Here is a 15414-nt window from a genome sequence, read left to right as displayed (position 1 = left end):
GCGAAGGCCGGAATCCATTCCCACGGACGGTATGGATCCCGGCCTTCGCCGGGATGACGAATAGGGAGGCCCTAAAGCTCGATCAGCTTGTCGGGCAGCTCGTTGGGATTGTGCTCGCCCGGCGGGAAATGCTCGGCCAGAACCCCGCCGGCGATCTCGATCGCCTTGACGAAGCCGTCCGCCGCCTGACCCGATTTGATGCCCTCGACCAGCGCGAGGATGGTGTCGCCCCACAGCTCGGGCGCGACCTTGGCGTAGATGCCCTCGTCGGCGACCACCTCGGCGACATGGTCGGCGAGCGAGACGTAGAGGAGGACGCCGGTGCGCTCGCTGGTGACGTGCAGGCCCTTCGACAGGAACTGCTTCATCGCCTCGGCATGCACCCGGTCGCGGCGCAGCTTCTTCGGCGCCAGCCACAGGTTGAGCGGCGTGTACCAGGCGAGCGCCAGCGCCAGCACGAAAGTCAGCGATTCGATCGCCGCATAGGCCTCGATGGTGCGCAGCAGCTCGATCCTCGGCGCGTCCTGGTGCCAGCCGCCACCGGGGAACAGGTTGGCCGGATCGAGGCCGAGCCACACCGCCGCCAAGGGCAGTGCGATGGCGGCGAGCAGCGCGAAGGTCAATGCCACCACCGGGTAGCGCGGCACGTCGTCGGTAACGATCGCGAAGATTTCTCCGCAAGTCTTCGTCTCGGCCGCGCCGATCGCGGTGGAGATGCGGTCATGCTCGGTCTGGTTGAACATCATCTCACCAGCTCCCCGAGGCGCCGCCGCCCCCGAACGATCCACCACCGCCGCCGAAGCCGCCGCCACCGCCGCCCCAGCCGCCGCCACGCGACGAGCGGCTGTTCATCGCGGCACTGGCGACACCCCACAGCACCGCTTCCGCGACGCCGCTGCCCCGGCCGCGGCGATAACGCCGGCCGCGACGGCCAAAAAAGGCCGGGACCATCCAGAACAGGATGAACAGGATCCAGATGATCGAAGAGAAGTTGAAATGGCCGCTGCCGTTTGACGTGCGCCGGCTGGCGGCCGCTTCGGCGGCGGCGACGTTCGCCTGCGCTTCCTCGGGCGGCAATTGCAACTGCTCGATGATCGCGTCGGCGCCGGCGACTACGCCACCCGGCATGTCGCCCTCGCGGAAACGCGGGATGATGTTGCGCTGGATGATCACGCTCGACATCGCGTCGGTCAGGATCGGTTCGAGGCCATAGCCGACCTCGATGCGCACGCGGCGCTCGGTGGGCGCGACGATGAGGAGGGCACCATTGTCCTCCTCCTTCTGCCCGATGCCCCAGGTGCGGCCGAGCTGATAGCCATAGTCGGCGATGTCGAGCCCATCGAGATCGGGCACGGTTGCTACGACCAGCTGCCGCGTGGTCGAGGTCTCAAGCGCCGCCAGCTTGGCGTCGAGCGCCGCCTCGACATCGGGCGGGAGGATGTTCGCGCTGTCGACCACCCGGCCGGTGAGCTTGGGGAACTCAGGCGCGGCGAGGGCGGGCGTCGCCATGAAAGCGAACAGCAAAGCGAGGCACAGCACCACAACCCCTCGCCCGCTTGCGGGAGAGGGAGGGACCCAGCCGAAGGCTGGGAGGGTGAGGGTGTGCCGCCGCGCGGAAACTCGCGCTGCGCGCTCGACACCCTCATCCCAGCCTTCTCCCGCAAGCGGGAGAAGGAGCGGCATCAGAACTTCACCGCCGGCGCTTTGTCGGCGTTGGGGGTGGTGGCCTGGAAGGGGGTCAGCGGCTCGGCGCCGTGGATGACCTTCGCGCCGATGATACCGGGGAAGGTCCGTACTTCGGTATTATACTGGCGCACCGCCTCGTTATAATCGCGGATCGACACGTTGATGCGGTTCTCGGTGCCTTCGAGCTGCGACTGCAGCGCGAGGAAATTCTCCTGGCTGCGCAGGTCCGGATATTTCTCGACGGTCACGAGCAAGCGGCCGAGCGCGCCCGACAGATTGTTCTGCGCCGACTGGAATTCCTGAACCTTCGCCGGGTCGGACAGCTGCTCAGGCGTCACCTGCACCTGCGTGGCGCTGGCGCGCGCTTCGGTGACCTGCGTCAGCACCTCGCGCTCCTGCGTGGCGAAGCCGCGCACCGTCTCGACGAGGTTGGGGATGAGGTCGGCGCGGCGCTGGTAGGACGCCTGCACGTCGGCCCAGCGAGCCTTCGCCTCTTCCTCATAGGTCGGGATGCTGTTGATCCCGCAGCCGGACACGGTGAGCACGAGTGCCGCCGGAACGGCGTAGCGAAGAACGTTCATATCAACCCCTCGACAGATGGTTACGGACGCAAAATAAGAAGCGTCAGCCGATATGCAAGGGTAATACACCTCGGGCGGTCACGGCTTGGCACTGAAATGCGTCGGTTCGGCCTTTGGTTTCCATGTTGTTGTACCCCCGGGCCGTCATACCGGCGAAAGCCGGTATCCAGCTCCACGATCGGTCTGGATACCGGCTTTCGCCGGTATGACGGGTGTGGGTGTGGGTGTGAGTGTGAGTGTGGGTGTGGGTGTGGCGCGGGCGGCGCGCTCTACTCCGCAGTCGGCGTCTTACTCCGCCGCCTGCCGCAACGGCTCCGCTTGCGGGCCGCGGATCAGCTTGCCGGGTACCGCGCCGGTATGCTGCCCCTCGCGGAAGGTCACCACGCCCGACTTCACCGTCGCCACATAGCCCTCGGCCGTCTGCAGCAGGCGCCGCCCACCCGCCGGCAGGTCGTAGGCGATGTAGGGCTTGTTGAGCCGGAGCCGGTCGTAGTCGATGACGTTCACGTCGGCGATCAGCCCGGGGATGAGCCGGCCGCGGTCGTCGAGGCCGTACATCGCCGCAGTGTCCCACGTTTGCCGCTTCACCGCCAGCTCGACCGGGATGCGCTCGCCGCGCGATCGGTCGCGGGTCCAGTGGGTCAGCATGAAGGTCGGCGAGGCGGCGTCGCAGATGACGCCGCAATGCGCGCCGCCGTCGGACAGGCTCACCACCGTCGACGGGTGGTGCAGCAGCTCGCGGACATGGTCGAGGTGGCCGTCGGCATAGTTGAGGATCGGCAGGTAGATGAAGCCGCGGCCCTCGTCCGCCGTCATCAGGTCGTAGGCGACCTCCTCGGGGTTGCGGCCATACCGCTCGGCGATGCCGGCGACGCTGTCCTCGCGCGCCGGCTCATAATCCGGGTCGTCGCCGAGCGGATATTGCATCGCCCAGCCGTGCAGCAGGATGTCGGTGAGCCCGTTCTCGATCTCGGGCCGCTCGGCCGGGTCGGCGAGCAGCTGCGCCTTGAACGCCGGGTCCTTCAGCGCGGCGAGTTGCTCGGCCCACGGCTTCTCCGCGATCGCCTTCCAGCTGGCGCGGGTGATGAAGGGGTGGGCGGTGGTGCGCCAGTTCATCACGACGCCGGTGCCGCGCAGCGCGATCTGCGCCGTTACCTTCGCCCCTTCGGCATTGGCCGCATCGGTGCGCGCGAGCTGGTCGCGCCAGCCCTCATCGTCCAGCGGCGATTGCAGCAGCGCGAAGCTCACCGGCATGCCGGTCTGGATGGAGACGTCCTTCATCCAGGCGAATTCCTCGGCGCAAGGGTTGAGGTCCGACGCCATCTCGAACACGCCATGCCCGGCGCGCGCCAGCCCTTCGCCGATGCCGAGCAGCTCGTCGCGGTTGGCGTAGGTGCCCGGCACCACCTCGCCGTCGACCGCGCGGTGCAGCATGGTGCGGCTGGTCGAGAAGCCGAGCGCGCCGGCGTTGAGGCCTTCCTCGACGATTCGGGCCATCGCCGAAATGTCGGCGGGTGTCGCTTCCTCGTTCCGCGCGCCGCGCTCGCCCATCACATAGGCGCGCACCGCGCCGTGCGGGACATGGGTGCCGACGTCGACGGTGCGCGGCATTTTCTCCAGCGCGTCGAGATATTCGGGGAAACTCTCCCAGCCCCAGCTCATCCCTTCGGCGAGCGCGGTGCCGGGGATGTCCTCGACACCCTCCATCAGGCCGATCAGCCACTCATGCTTGTCCGGCGCGGCGGGCGCGAAGCCGACGCCGCAATTGCCCATGACGATCGAGGTGACGCCGTGCCACGACGAGGGCGCCAGCACCGGGTCCCAGGTCGCCTGCCCGTCATAATGGGTGTGGATGTCGACGAAGCCCGGCGTGACGAGGTGGCCGGTCGCGTCGATCTCCTCGCGCCCCTGCGCCGCCACCTTGCCGACCACCGTGATACGGCCGCCGTCGATCGCCACGTCGCCGACGAACGCCGGCCGTCCCGTTCCATCGACGATCGTTCCGCCGCGGATCACCATGTCATGCATTGCCGTCCCTCCCCAGGGTTGGTCGATTACCTACAGGAAACGCCTGCTTGGCAGGGCCGGTCAACTTGCCATTATAGGAGGCAAGAACCCTGGGGAGGATTCACATGACCAAAACGCTGCTCATCGCGGCGCTGCTCGCCGCATCGGCTACGCCGGCTCTGGCGAAGACCATCACCGTCAATGTTACGGGCGACGCCCGCGAGGCGATCCAGACGGCGCTGATCGAGGCCAAGCCCGGCGACGTGATCGAGCTGCCGGCGGGCACATTCGCGCTCGACGAAGGCCTGTCGCTCGATGTCGACAACGTCACCGTGAAAGGCGCGGGGACGGACAAGACCATCCTGTCGTTCAAGGGCCAGACCGGCGCGGGCGAGGGACTGCTCGTCACTTCCGACCGCGTGCTGCTCACTGGCTTCGCCGTCGAAGATTCGAAGGGCGACGGCATCAAGTCGAAGGGGTCGGATCGCATCACCTTCCACGATTTGCGCGTCGAATGGACCGGCGGGCCCAAAGCCACCAACGGCGCCTATGGCGTCTATCCGGTCAGCTCGACCAACGTGCTGGTCGACAAGGTCACGGTGCGCGGCGCCTCGGACGCCGGCATCTATGTCGGTCAGTCGAAGAACATCGTCGTCAAGAACTCGCTGGCCGAGTTCAATGTCGCCGGCATCGAGATCGAGAATTCGATGAACGCCGACGTCCACGACAATGTCACCACCCGCAACACCGGCGCGATCCTGGTGTTCGACCTGCCAAACCTGCCGCAGATGGGCGGTCATTCGACGCGCATCTTCCGCAACAAGGTGGTGGCCAACGACACGCCCAATTTCGCGCCGAAGGGCAACATCGTCGCCTCGGTGCCGATGGGCACCGGCGTGATGGTGATGGCCAACCGCAACGTCCATGTCTTCGACAATGAATTCGACGGCAACGCGACGGCGCACGTGATGGTCATCGCTTATTCGCAGGAGATCAAGGACAAGACCTACAATCCGCTGCCGCGCGAGGTGTTCATCGGCGCCAACCAGTTCGGCAAGGGCGGCTGGGACCCCGGCTTCCCCGGCGGCAAGCAGCTCGCCGCCGCCGCGGGCGGCGCGCTGCCGCCGGTGGTGTGGGACGGCGCCGAAGGCTGGACGATCGACGGCCAGGCGAAGGGCGAGAAGGTCAGGCTGGCGTTTGCCGGCGGCAAGGTGATGAGCTTCGGCATGCCGACCGCGCCGGGCGACCCGTCCAAGGCCAAGCCGGCGGTGATCGACGTGCCGACCACGGCGGCCAGCCCGATCGTGGCGGTGACCTTGCCGGCGGATCAGCCGGGGGTGAAGTAAGCTATTCTGTCATCCCCGCGCAGGCGGGGACCCAGCCCAAGGCAAATTGCGCCAGCAACGCTGGCAAGTTTTTCGTGGTGGACTGGGTCCCCGCCTTCGCGGGGATGACAAAGAAAGTTGTATGTCGATCGTGAAGCGTCCGTTCCTCGCCCTCGCCAGCGTCACCCTCGTTGCCGCGCAGCCCGCGCCGGTGGCGGTCGATGCGCTGCTGGCGGCGGACCCGGCGCCGACGCTCGCCGCCTACCGGCTGTTCACCGACGCGAAGGCGACGCAGCCGAACGGGCGGGTCACGCCCTACACGCTCAATACCCCGCTGTTCTCCGACTATGCGCTGAAGCACCGCTACGTCTTCGTGCCGCCGGGCAAGACCATCGGCTACCGCGGCACCGGCGTGCTCGACTTCCCGGTCGGCACCACGCTGGTGAAGACCTTCGCCTACCCCGCCGACATGCGTGTGAAGGGCTCGCCCGAGCGCTTCCTCGAAACGCGGCTGCTGGTGCGGCAGGCGGCGCGGTGGGTGGCGTGGCCCTATGTGTGGAACGCCGACGGGACCGAGGCGGTGCTGAAGAAGGCCGGGACCAAGGTCGATGCCGCCTGGACGCATAGCGACGGCAGCCGGAAGCAGGTCCGCTGGAGCGTGCCCAACGTCAACCAGTGCAAGGGCTGCCATGCCTCGTCGGGCGAGATCATCCCGATCGGTCCCAAGGCGTGGAATCTCGGCGAGGCGCAACTGGCAAGCTGGACCCGCCTCGGCCTGATGGGAAAGGCAACCGCGGTGCCGAAGGTGCCCGCATGGGACGACGTGAAAGCCCCCGCCGCGATCCGCGCGCAGGCGTACATCGACGTGAACTGCGCCCATTGCCACAACGCCAAGGGGCCCGCGTCCAACTCCGGACTGTTTCTGGAATGGGACCAGCCCGACCGCGTCGCGCACGGCATCGGCAAGCGCCCGGTCGCCGCCGGCCGCGCCAGCGCCGACCTCGACTATGCCATCGCCCCCGGCCAGCCCGAGCGCTCGATCCTCGTCCACCGCATGGAATCGGAGGAGCCCGGTGTGATGATGCCCGAACTCGGGCGGACGCTCTCCCACGAAGAGGGGATTGCGCTGGTGAAACAATATGTCACCGGACTGAAGAACTGATCGCGCTATTCTGGCGTTCAACCCCTGACCCCCAGCATCCGGAGAGACAGATATGCGCCCCGTCCTGATCGGCCTTCTCGCGCTCGGCCTTGCCGCCCCCGCCATCGCGCAGGCGCCCAGTGTGCCGGGCTCGCGCACCGTCGCCGGCATCACCGGCGGCACCTACACGGCGGACGCGGGGCATACACTGGTGAAGTGGGAGGTCGATCACCTCGGCTTCTCGCCCTATTTCGGCATCTTCGGCGACGTGACCGGCACCTTGACGCTCGACCCGAAGAAGCTCGGCGACGCCAAGGTGTCGGTAAAGATCCCGGTGTCGAAGGTGACCACGGCCAGCGCCGGCCTGACCCAGCATCTGCTGAAGCCCGCCGCCCAGGGCGCCAAGGCCGACTTCTTCGGCGCCTCGCCCGCCGACGCGACCTTCGTCTCGACCAAGGTGACGCCGAAGGGGCAGGGCGCGACGATCGCTGGCAACCTGACGCTTAACGGCGTGACCAAGCCGGTGACGCTCAACGCCACCTTCTACGGCGCCGGCAAGGCCCCGCCGCAGATGGGCAACAAGGAAACGGTGGGCTTCCGCGCCAATGGCGTCATCAAGCGCAGCGAGTTCGGTATCGGCTTCGGCGTGCCGATGGTGTCCGACGAAGTGAAGCTCGAGATCGCCGCCGCGTTCGAAAAGTAGCGGGGTCGCATCGGCTGCGGCTAGAAGGCGGCGATGTTCAACGCCATCGCCTCCTTCCTCCGCGGCCAGTCGGGCGGCTTCACGCCCTATGAACAGGCCATCCTCGACGCCGTCGCGCAGGCGCTCGACGAACCCTTGCGCGCCAAGTTCGAGGCGCGGGTCGCGGCGATCACCGACGTGCGCCGCCGCGACAGCGGAAAGGCGATCGCCACCGAGCAGCGGGCGGGCGGCAAGCTGTTGTTTCCGGAGGAGACGCGGCTGACTGCCGCCGACGGCGACGTCATGCTGGCGCGGTTCAACGTCAACTCGCGCGCGACCTTGTCGTCACTGCAGGGGCAGGTGTGGCTGTTGCGCGGGAATCTGAGCAGTTTGACCTTCACCCAGCCGACGGAACATGCCGAGGTCGACGACATTCACCGCATCAGCGTGAAGATCGACGACGGCATCGCCGCTGAGGGCTAGGCGGGCTCCAGCATCACGCGGACGGCTTCGAGGCCGTCCTCGCTGGCAGTGGCGATATCAATGGGGCGGCCGCCGAGGCCGTCATGCGCTTCGTTGAGGAAGGCGAGCGCGGCGGCGGTGTCGCCGAGCGAAACGCTGGCATAGCGGACGGCGAGGCCGCGGCGGCGCACCTGCTCGCGGTCGAGCGGCTCGGCGCCGGCATAGCGCTTGGGCGCGCGTTGCATTTTCACAGGCTCTCCTCTCGGGTGGATTGCGCGGTCAGCACGAAGCTGCAGCGCCATGAGCGATAGCCGGCGCCGATGGTCGCCTCGCCGGTCGCCGCGTCGAACATCACGAAGGCGTCGGGGTGGCCGACATTGGCGGCGATCAGCGCGCCGGCCTTCTCGTAGGCGGCCTCGATATCCGGCGCGTCGAACTGGCTGTCGAAGCGCGCCTCGCTGCCATGCGGTTGATATGTCAGGCGATAGGCGATCAGCGGCCGCTTTTCGCGCGCCCGACTCGATTCAACGCTGAGCATGGAAGCCGCCTGTCGTTGCAGGCGGGGGCAGCGAGCCCTCAGTCACCGGCGCCTGGGTTCCCCTTGCCGATGATGCCTTTCATATCGGCCCTGGGGCCGCCGATTACAAGCGCGGCGCCCGACTTTCGGCGATCGTTGGCCGCGTATTTGAGACCCCCACGAAAGTCCCCCCGGAACTTTGCGATGGGGGCGGAACCGCTTGTCCCGACCCCCGCGATACAACCTGACCGGTGGCGCGAGCCGGCAACCGGCCGCCCGTTGCGTTAAGAGGGTTCGGATGAAAAATCATACCCACGGCAAGACCGTCTCGATCGGCTGGAACTGGGGTTCGCAAGCGCAGATCGCCTTCGATCCGATGCACGACAAGCTCGATTTCGGCTGGATGGGCGGCAGCAATTTCACTGTCGATGAAGAGGGCGGCCAGGTCGTCATCCGCATCAAGGGCAACAACCAGAGCTACACGCTGAGCGGTGTGCAGATGAGCGAACTGTCGCTCGACAACATCGTCGCGCGCGACAGTTCGGCGGTCGATCTGTGGGAGGTGAAGCTCATCGCGCCGCCGCCCCCGCCGCCGCCGCCTCCGCCGCCCCCTCCGCCGGAGGGCGATACGGTCACGATCGACTGGTCGTGGGGTCAGAACAAGATGGTCCACTTCGATGTCGAGACCGACAAGATCGACTTCGGCTGGTTCCAGCAAAGCCAGTTCACCATCGCCGAGATGGACCATGGCGTGGTGATCAGCATCCCGACCAACAACCAGAGCTACATGCTGCACGGCGTCACCATCGAGGCGCTCGATATTGACAATTTCCTGATCAAGGACGCGGGCACCCAGGACTTCATCGAGCGGCTGCTCGACGGCGACGTTCCGCCGCCGCCCCCTCCGCCCCCTCCGCCCCCTCCGCCGCCGCCACCCCCGCCGCCGGAGAATGTCTATCAGATCTTCCCGGCCGGCCCGGACATCACCGATTTCGACGTCACCACCGACTACCTCGATTTCGGCATCCATTCGGTGCACGCGTTCATCATCATCGACACGCCGCAGGGCGTCGGCTTCCGCGACCCGTGGAACAGCAACGTGCTGATTGTGCAGGGCGTGCGGCTGGCCGATCTGGACGTCGACAATTTCACGCCGATCGGCAACCAGCACCTCCGCGAGGACGTGTCGGGCGCGCTGGCGTGGGAGCGCGGCATCCATGAGGAGCCGAACACTGTCTATGCCCGCTCGCACGAAGTGGGGCAGGTCGACCGGATGGAGTTCGATCCGGAAACCGACAAGGTCGACTTCCGCTACTTCGCCACCCGCGAGCTGATCCGCATGTACGACAGCCCCGAAGGCGTGGTGATCACCAACGCCACCACCAACCAGCAGCTCATCCTGCTCGGCGTGGAAAAGGCGGAGCTGAGCGGCAGCCACTTCATCTTCCACGCCTCGCAGGTGCTGGAGGACCATCTCGACGGGCAGCTCGGCGTGACGTTCGTCTTTGCGAACATTCACGACCGCGACGACATCCCGACCGCGGGCAACTCCACCAACAACGTGCCCCACGAGCATCACGACCATGATGACGGCGACGGCGATGACGACGGGGGTCATGACGATCACGACGATGGCGACGACCATGATCATGGCGAGCACGGCCATGAGGATGTGCCCGACGACATGGCGTGCTGCTTCGAGGCCGACTGTGCCGATCATGACGAGATGCACGGCATGACCATGCCCGACGCGACGGTCATGGCCGAGGCGCCGATGATCTAGGCGTCGGACGCTGACCGAGCGTTCCGCCCTAGACCCTAGGGGCGGGGGGCAGGGCGGCGCGCCCAGCAACCCCAAATTGCGAGCGCCGCCCCGACGGGGCCCGGGCACGACCCTGCCCGGGTCCCGTTCGACCGAAAGGTCCGTAGCGGAAGGGAAAGTTCATCCGCGCCGCCTGGGGAGCGGCTAAAAAGCAGGCAGGAGTGGGGAGTGGCGATGCTTGATCTGAACCGGCTGACCGGCACGCACCGGCTGCAGCCCGACCGCAGTGCCGCGGCGCTGCTCGATGCGCTCGAAGATGTGCTGGCGGCGGACCCCGCGGTGTCGGGCACCTTCCGCGACGGCGACCGCATCGAATTCGCGATGGACCCGCGCCGCTGGGACCGCTTCTGGACGTTGATGGGCATTCGCCCGCGCGGCGGTCGCATCGCCGGCGGCGCCATCACCGCGTTCACCGACCAGCCGCGCGACCTCGCCGCCTATGAACTGAACCTCGACGCCGGGCGGCCGCTGATCATCGACTATGCCTGGGTGATGCTGGCCCTCGCGCTGGCCGCCACCGACATGCTGCGGCCGGCGTTCCCGGTGGTGCTCGCCGCGATGGCCGCGCTGCGCTTCCTGCTGAGGCAGGGGGAGACCGAGTGGATGCACGGGGTCATTCGGAAGGCGGCGGGTGAGGCCGCGCCGGCTACGATCCTGGCTACACCCGTCGTCCCGGCGAAAGCCGGGACCCAGCTTTCTTCTTCGTAAGAACGGCCACCCCGACCCGCTCAGCCTGAGCGCGGAGGGGGCGGTGGCAGCAACTGGACCCCGGCTTTCGCCGGGGTGACGGTTTGGGAGTGGGACTAACGCCCCGCCTTGAACCCGCCCTTGTGGCGCTGCATCGGCGGGCCGCCCGCGTTGGGGCCCCCGCTATTCGGCCCCCGCTTGCGGTTGTCGCGGGCTTCCTCGCGCGGGCTGCCCTGGATCGCCTCGATGCGCACGCCCTGCTCGCCGTCGCTCTCCGGGTCGGCGGTGCGGCGGACGGCGGCGACGAAGCGGCCGGCGACGGCGCGCGGAATCTCGAACACCGTCTCGTTCGCCGCGATGCGGATCGCGCCGATCTCCTGCCGGGTGATGTGGCCGCGGCGGCAGAGCAGGGGCAGCAGCCAGCGCGGGTCGGCGTTGTGGCGGCGGCCGATGTCCATGCGGAACCAGGCGGTATCGTCGAAGCCTTCGCGCGGCGTCCGCGTCCGGTCGGTGCCCGGCGCGTCGTCGAGCATCCCTTCCGCAACCGGCAACCGGGCGCGATGCACGCGCACCAGCGCCGCGGCGATCTCCTCGGGGGTGCGCTCGGCGAGCAGCAGCGCCGCCAGCTCGCGGTCCTGATCGTCGATCTCGGCGGGTTCGAGCAGCGCCTTCAGCAGCCGGTCATGGTCGGCCTTGGCGATATCCTCGGGCGTCGGCGGCTTGATCCACTGCGCCTGCACCTTCGCGTCGCGCAGCATACCCTCGACGCGCCGGCGGCGCGGGTAGGGGACGAGCAGCACGGCGGTGCCCTTCTTGCCGGCGCGACCGGTGCGGCCCGAGCGGTGCTGCAAGGTCTCGGCATCGCGCGGCAGCTCGACATGGATGACGAGCGTCAGGGTCGGCAGATCGATGCCGCGCGCCGCGACGTCGGTCGCCACGCAGACGCGGGCGCGCCGGTCACGCAGCGCCTGCAAGGCGTGGTTACGCTCCGACTGCGAATGCTCGCCCGACAGTGCCACCGCATCGAACCCGCGCTCGACGAGGCTGGCGTGGAGGCGCCGCACCGCGTCGCGGGTGGCGCAGAACAGGATGGCGGTTTCCGCCTCGTGCAGGCGGAGCAGGTTGACCACCGCATGCTCGATGTCGTGCGGCGCCAGCGTGACGGCCTGATAGGCGATGTCGCCATGGCCGCGCTCGGCGCTGACCGTCGAGATGCGCAACGCGTCGCGCTGATAGCGGCGGGCGAGCGCGACGATCGGCTTCGGCATCGTTGCCGAGAACAGGAGGGTGCGACGCTCCTGCGGGGTGGAGTCGAGGATTTCCTCGAGGTCCTCGCGGAAGCCCATGTCGAGCATCTCGTCGGCCTCGTCGAGCACCGCGACCTTCAGCGACGACAGCATTAGCGCCCCGCGCTCGAGGTGATCGCGCAGGCGGCCCGGCGTGCCGACGACGATATGCGTGCCCTCGCCGAGCGCGCGCCGTTCCCGCGAGGCATCCATGCCGCCGACGCAGGTGGCGATGCGCGCGCCGGCCTTGGCGTAGAGCCACTGCAGCTCGCGGCTGACCTGCAGCGCCAGTTCGCGCGTCGGCGCGATGATCAGCGCCAGCGGCGCGCCGGGACGGGGCAGGCGCCCCTCGTTGTCGGCCTCGAAAAGCTGCGGCGCCATGGCGAGCCCGAAGGCCACCGTCTTGCCGGAACCGGTCTGCGCGGAGACGACGAGATCGCGGCCTTCGGCCTCGGTTTCGAGCACCGCGGCCTGCACGGGCGTCAGTTCGGTATAGCCGCGCGCGGCCACCGCCTCGCCGAGGACGGTCGGAAGTTCGTTGATTTGCATCTGCGCCACTTAGGCCTGCGCGGCGAGAGTGCAAGGATTGTTTGGTCGGCGGCGGGGCGGCGCCTCAGCCGGAAGGGGTCGCCGGCAGCGCGAAATGACGATCCAGCGCGGCCGCACCGACGGGGGTGACGGCCACCGCCCGGCCGCTGTTGGCGCGCCGCACCCAGCCCTTCTGCTCGAACGCGCGGTAGAGCAGCCGGCCGACGGTGCCGCCGATGTGCGGCCGGCGCTCGCTCCAGTCGAGGCAGGGGCGGCAGAAGGCCCCGCGCGACGGTGAGGCGCTGTCCATCTCGACGCCGAGCGTGGTCAGCAGCTCGACGCCTGCGGGCGTGAGCGCCCCGCCGTCCTGCGCGAAGTCGAGCTGCCCGCGCGCGCTCATCGCATCGGCGATGCCGACGGCCACCTCCCCGGCCAGATGATCGTAGCAAAGACGGGCGCGCCGCATCGCCCGATCGCGCGGGCCGGTATCGACCGGCCGGGCGCCGGCGCGCACCCCCGCCAGCTCACCGGATAGCGCCATCATCTGCTCCAAGGTCGCGGCGACGGCCGGGCTCGCCAGCCGATAGTAGCGATGACGGCCCTGCGACGTGAGCGCCAGCAGCCCGGCGTCGAGCAGATGCCCGAGGTGGCCGCTGGCGGTCGGCGCGTTCACGCCGGCGGCGCCCGCCAGCTCGCCGGCGGTGAGCGCGCGGCCGTCCATCAGCGTCACCAGCATTACCGTGCGCGCGGGCTCGCCGATCAGCGCGGCAATGCTGGCAAGCGAGGCGATGTTCGTCATGAACCCTCCCATCGGCGACACGCGAGCCTAGCGGAAGCGACGCCGGAATGCTTCGGCGACGGCCGAAGCATCGTCGCGGCATCGGCGGCTATGCCGGCCGCCTCGACAACCGGAAGGCCTCGCCATGATTGCCTGCTTCATCCGCTACGATCTCGATCCCTGCAAGACCGAGGCGTTCGACCACTATGCCCGGAACTGGGGGCAGGCGATCCCGCGCTGCGGCGCCGACCTGATCGGCTATTTCGCGCCGCACGAAGGATCGGCGACCACCGCGTATGGCGTCTACATGATCGAAAGCCTCGCCGCCTATGAACAGTATCGCGCCCGGCTGCGCGACGATCCGCTCGGCGGCGAGAATTTTGCCTTCGCCCGTCGCGAGCAGTTCATCCGCCGCGAAGACCGCCTGTTCCTGCGCCTCGCCTCGGCGCCGCATGCGCCGCAGGTGCAGTCATGATCCTGGTGCTGTTCGAATCCTGGCCTGCCGACGGCCAGATGCCCCGCTATCTCGACCTCGCTGCCGCGCTGCGCCCGATCCTGGAAGGCGTCGACGGCTTCTTGTCGATGGAGCGCTACGAGAGCCTGACCGAGCCCGGCAAGCTGTTGTCGCTGTCCTGCTGGCGCGACGAGGCGGCGGTCGCTGCCTGGCGTGCGCTGCCGGTGCATCGTCAGGCACAGGCCGAGGGACGCTGTTCGGTGTTCAGCGACTATCGCCTGCGCATCGCCGAGGTGGTGCGCGCCTATGGCCGCGACGACCGCGAGCAGGCGCCGGCGGACAGCCGCGCCACGCACGAGGCTGTCAGCCGCGCGTCTGCCCCATCACCGGGCAGCCGTTGAAGGCGGCGCGAAAAGCCGCCGACATCGGATAGGCGGAGCGACGTGCCCGGTTGACGACGCCGAGCGGCTGGTGCGCGGCAAGGCCCTGCCACGGGCTGAAGCCCATGCCGTCATCGACGCGGCGCGCCATTTCCGCCGAGCGGCCGGGCTGCGGCGGCACCACGACGCGGCCGATCGCGCGGAACGGGCTCTGCGCCTGGTCCCACTCGACCGAGGCGTCCTCGACCGGCATTTTGTCGAGGTCGGTACAGAGCTGCACGCGCAGCTCCCATTCGCCGCCCTTCGCCGCGATCACCGCGTCGATCTCCTCGCGCAATGCGTCGGGCCGGTCGCCGATGTCGATCTTCTTGTCGTGCAGGTCGAGCAGCTGCGGCGACACCGGCGCCAGCGACAGCTTGGCGATATAGTCGCCGTAGCGATAGGCGGTCTGCGTGAAGAAGCTGTCGCCCAAGGGGTGCGTCGCCGGTTGCCCGCCGAGCGCCTTCAGGGTGGCGCTCTCCAGCCCGACCGCCTCCAGCACCGTCTCCGCGCCGCGGAACATCGCCGAGATCAGCTTCTTCGATCGTTCCATCCGGTCGGTCGTCTTGGCGAGCAGCTTGAGACTGGCGAGGAAGGGCTTGGTGTCCTTCGCGTTGAACGCCGGGCCGTTGACCATGATGAAATCCTGCGCCGGCAGGCCTTCGGCGCTCGGCAGCATCTCGCCGTCGACCTCGAAGATGCGCAGCGCCACGCCGCGCGGCACGGTGATATCGTCGGGCAATATGTCGCCGGGGTTGGTCGACAGCCGCATGATCACCGGGTGCGCCCCCGGCCGCGCAGCGATGCCTTGCGCCAGTTCGCGCGGCAGGTGGTCCGCGAGGGTCAACACACCTTCGAAGATGCCGTGGCTCTTGGCGTGCACGCTGCGCACGGCGTGGCCGTAATCCCTGGCGGTGGTCTCGAGGATTTCGCGCAGTGCGGCGTTGATGCCGGCGCTGATCTCCGCCTCGTCTTCCGCGGGCGTCTCGACGGCGGGCGAATAGCGAACGGGTGTGGGCATCGGTGCGCTCCTTGCGGG

17 protein-coding genes are annotated in these 15414 nt (G+C 68.4%); 8 read left to right on the top strand and 9 right to left on the bottom strand.

The annotated features are described in order from the left end of the window. Positions 1 to 71: 71 nt before the first annotated feature. From ACFOMD_RS00555 to ACFOMD_RS00540, 4 genes are all read right to left on the bottom strand, one after another. Positions 72 to 746: a TPM domain-containing protein gene (locus ACFOMD_RS00555; RefSeq protein ID WP_380855185.1), complete on the bottom strand. Its 675-nt coding sequence runs from the start codon at positions 744 to 746 to the stop codon at positions 72 to 74. Position 747: 1 nt separating this feature from the next. Then, positions 748 to 1509: a TPM domain-containing protein gene (locus ACFOMD_RS00550; protein WP_380855182.1), complete on the bottom strand. Its 762-nt coding sequence runs from the start codon at positions 1507 to 1509 to the stop codon at positions 748 to 750. A gap of 173 nt (positions 1510 to 1682) precedes the next feature. Beyond that, on the bottom strand, positions 1683 to 2267 hold the full coding sequence (locus ACFOMD_RS00545; protein ID WP_380855179.1) for a LemA family protein: 585 nt from the start codon (positions 2265 to 2267) through the stop codon (positions 1683 to 1685). Positions 2268 to 2555: 288 nt separating this feature from the next. Continuing rightward, positions 2556 to 4295: an N-acyl-D-amino-acid deacylase family protein gene (locus tag ACFOMD_RS00540; RefSeq protein WP_380855176.1), complete on the bottom strand. Its 1740-nt coding sequence runs from the start codon at positions 4293 to 4295 to the stop codon at positions 2556 to 2558. 104 nt (positions 4296 to 4399) lie between these two features. Here ACFOMD_RS00540 and ACFOMD_RS00535 point away from each other — a divergent pair, with 104 nt between their 5' ends. From ACFOMD_RS00535 to ACFOMD_RS00520, 4 genes are all read left to right on the top strand, one after another. Continuing rightward, entirely contained in the window at positions 4400 to 5620 is a 1221-nt protein-coding gene (locus ACFOMD_RS00535) for a parallel beta-helix domain-containing protein (protein ID WP_380855173.1), read from the top strand. Between the two features lie 121 nt (positions 5621 to 5741). Beyond that, positions 5742 to 6761, top strand: a complete 1020-nt coding sequence (locus ACFOMD_RS00530) for an SO2930 family diheme c-type cytochrome (protein WP_380855170.1) — start codon at positions 5742 to 5744, stop codon at positions 6759 to 6761. 52 nt (positions 6762 to 6813) lie between these two features. Beyond that, entirely contained in the window at positions 6814 to 7443 is a 630-nt protein-coding gene (locus ACFOMD_RS00525; RefSeq protein ID WP_380855167.1) for a YceI family protein, read from the top strand. A 33-nt stretch (positions 7444 to 7476) separates the two neighbouring features. Then, positions 7477 to 7905 carry a hypothetical protein gene (locus ACFOMD_RS00520; protein WP_380855164.1) on the top strand — a complete coding sequence of 143 codons (429 nt, stop codon included), beginning with the start codon at positions 7477 to 7479 and terminating at the stop codon, positions 7903 to 7905. Here the strand turns inward: ACFOMD_RS00520 and ACFOMD_RS00515 are convergent. Then, positions 7902 to 8129, bottom strand: coding sequence for an antitoxin Xre/MbcA/ParS toxin-binding domain-containing protein (locus ACFOMD_RS00515; RefSeq protein ID WP_380855161.1), 228 nt, complete (start codon positions 8127 to 8129; stop codon positions 7902 to 7904). The genes ACFOMD_RS00520 and ACFOMD_RS00515 overlap by 4 nt on opposite strands. Before the next feature lie 2 nt (positions 8130 to 8131). Beyond that, positions 8132 to 8422 (bottom strand): hypothetical protein, encoded by a 291-nt coding sequence (locus ACFOMD_RS00510; protein WP_380855158.1) that lies wholly within the window; start codon positions 8420 to 8422, stop codon positions 8132 to 8134. A gap of 277 nt (positions 8423 to 8699) precedes the next feature. On the opposite strand from ACFOMD_RS00510, the gene ACFOMD_RS00505 reads away from it, so the two are divergent. After that, positions 8700 to 10184: a hypothetical protein gene (locus tag ACFOMD_RS00505; protein ID WP_380855155.1), complete on the top strand. Its 1485-nt coding sequence runs from the start codon at positions 8700 to 8702 to the stop codon at positions 10182 to 10184. A 213-nt stretch (positions 10185 to 10397) separates the two neighbouring features. Continuing rightward, complete coding sequence (locus ACFOMD_RS00500; RefSeq protein ID WP_380855152.1) at positions 10398 to 10931, top strand: hypothetical protein; 534 nt, start codon at positions 10398 to 10400, stop codon at positions 10929 to 10931. Positions 10932 to 11026: 95 nt separating this feature from the next. Here ACFOMD_RS00500 and ACFOMD_RS00495 read toward each other — a convergent pair whose 3' ends face one another. Beyond that, positions 11027 to 12745, bottom strand: coding sequence for a DEAD/DEAH box helicase (locus ACFOMD_RS00495; protein WP_380855149.1), 1719 nt, complete (start codon positions 12743 to 12745; stop codon positions 11027 to 11029). A 64-nt stretch (positions 12746 to 12809) separates the two neighbouring features. Next, the gene (locus ACFOMD_RS00490; protein WP_380855146.1) at positions 12810 to 13523 is read right to left on the bottom strand and encodes an ArsR/SmtB family transcription factor; all 714 of its coding nucleotides are present in this window, start codon (positions 13521 to 13523) and stop codon (positions 12810 to 12812) included. A 124-nt stretch (positions 13524 to 13647) separates the two neighbouring features. Here ACFOMD_RS00490 and ACFOMD_RS00485 point away from each other — a divergent pair, with 124 nt between their 5' ends. After that, the gene (locus tag ACFOMD_RS00485; protein WP_380855143.1) at positions 13648 to 13977 is read left to right on the top strand and encodes an NIPSNAP family protein; all 330 of its coding nucleotides are present in this window, start codon (positions 13648 to 13650) and stop codon (positions 13975 to 13977) included. Next, positions 13974 to 14357 (top strand): antibiotic biosynthesis monooxygenase family protein, encoded by a 384-nt coding sequence (locus tag ACFOMD_RS00480; protein ID WP_380855140.1) that lies wholly within the window; start codon positions 13974 to 13976, stop codon positions 14355 to 14357. The genes ACFOMD_RS00485 and ACFOMD_RS00480 overlap by 4 nt, the downstream gene beginning before the upstream one ends. Here the strand turns inward: ACFOMD_RS00480 and ACFOMD_RS00475 are convergent. Beyond that, positions 14320 to 15396: a catalase family protein gene (locus ACFOMD_RS00475; protein WP_380855137.1), complete on the bottom strand. Its 1077-nt coding sequence runs from the start codon at positions 15394 to 15396 to the stop codon at positions 14320 to 14322. The two genes, ACFOMD_RS00480 and ACFOMD_RS00475, sit on opposite strands and share 38 nt — an antisense overlap. Between the last annotated feature and the right edge of the window lie 18 nt (positions 15397 to 15414).

The sequence above is a fragment of the Sphingoaurantiacus capsulatus genome (genome assembly GCF_042648405.1).
In the GTDB taxonomy this organism is placed as follows: domain Bacteria; phylum Pseudomonadota; class Alphaproteobacteria; order Sphingomonadales; family Sphingomonadaceae; genus Sphingoaurantiacus; species Sphingoaurantiacus capsulatus.
This window is presented reverse-complemented; position numbering and strand designations above follow the sequence as displayed.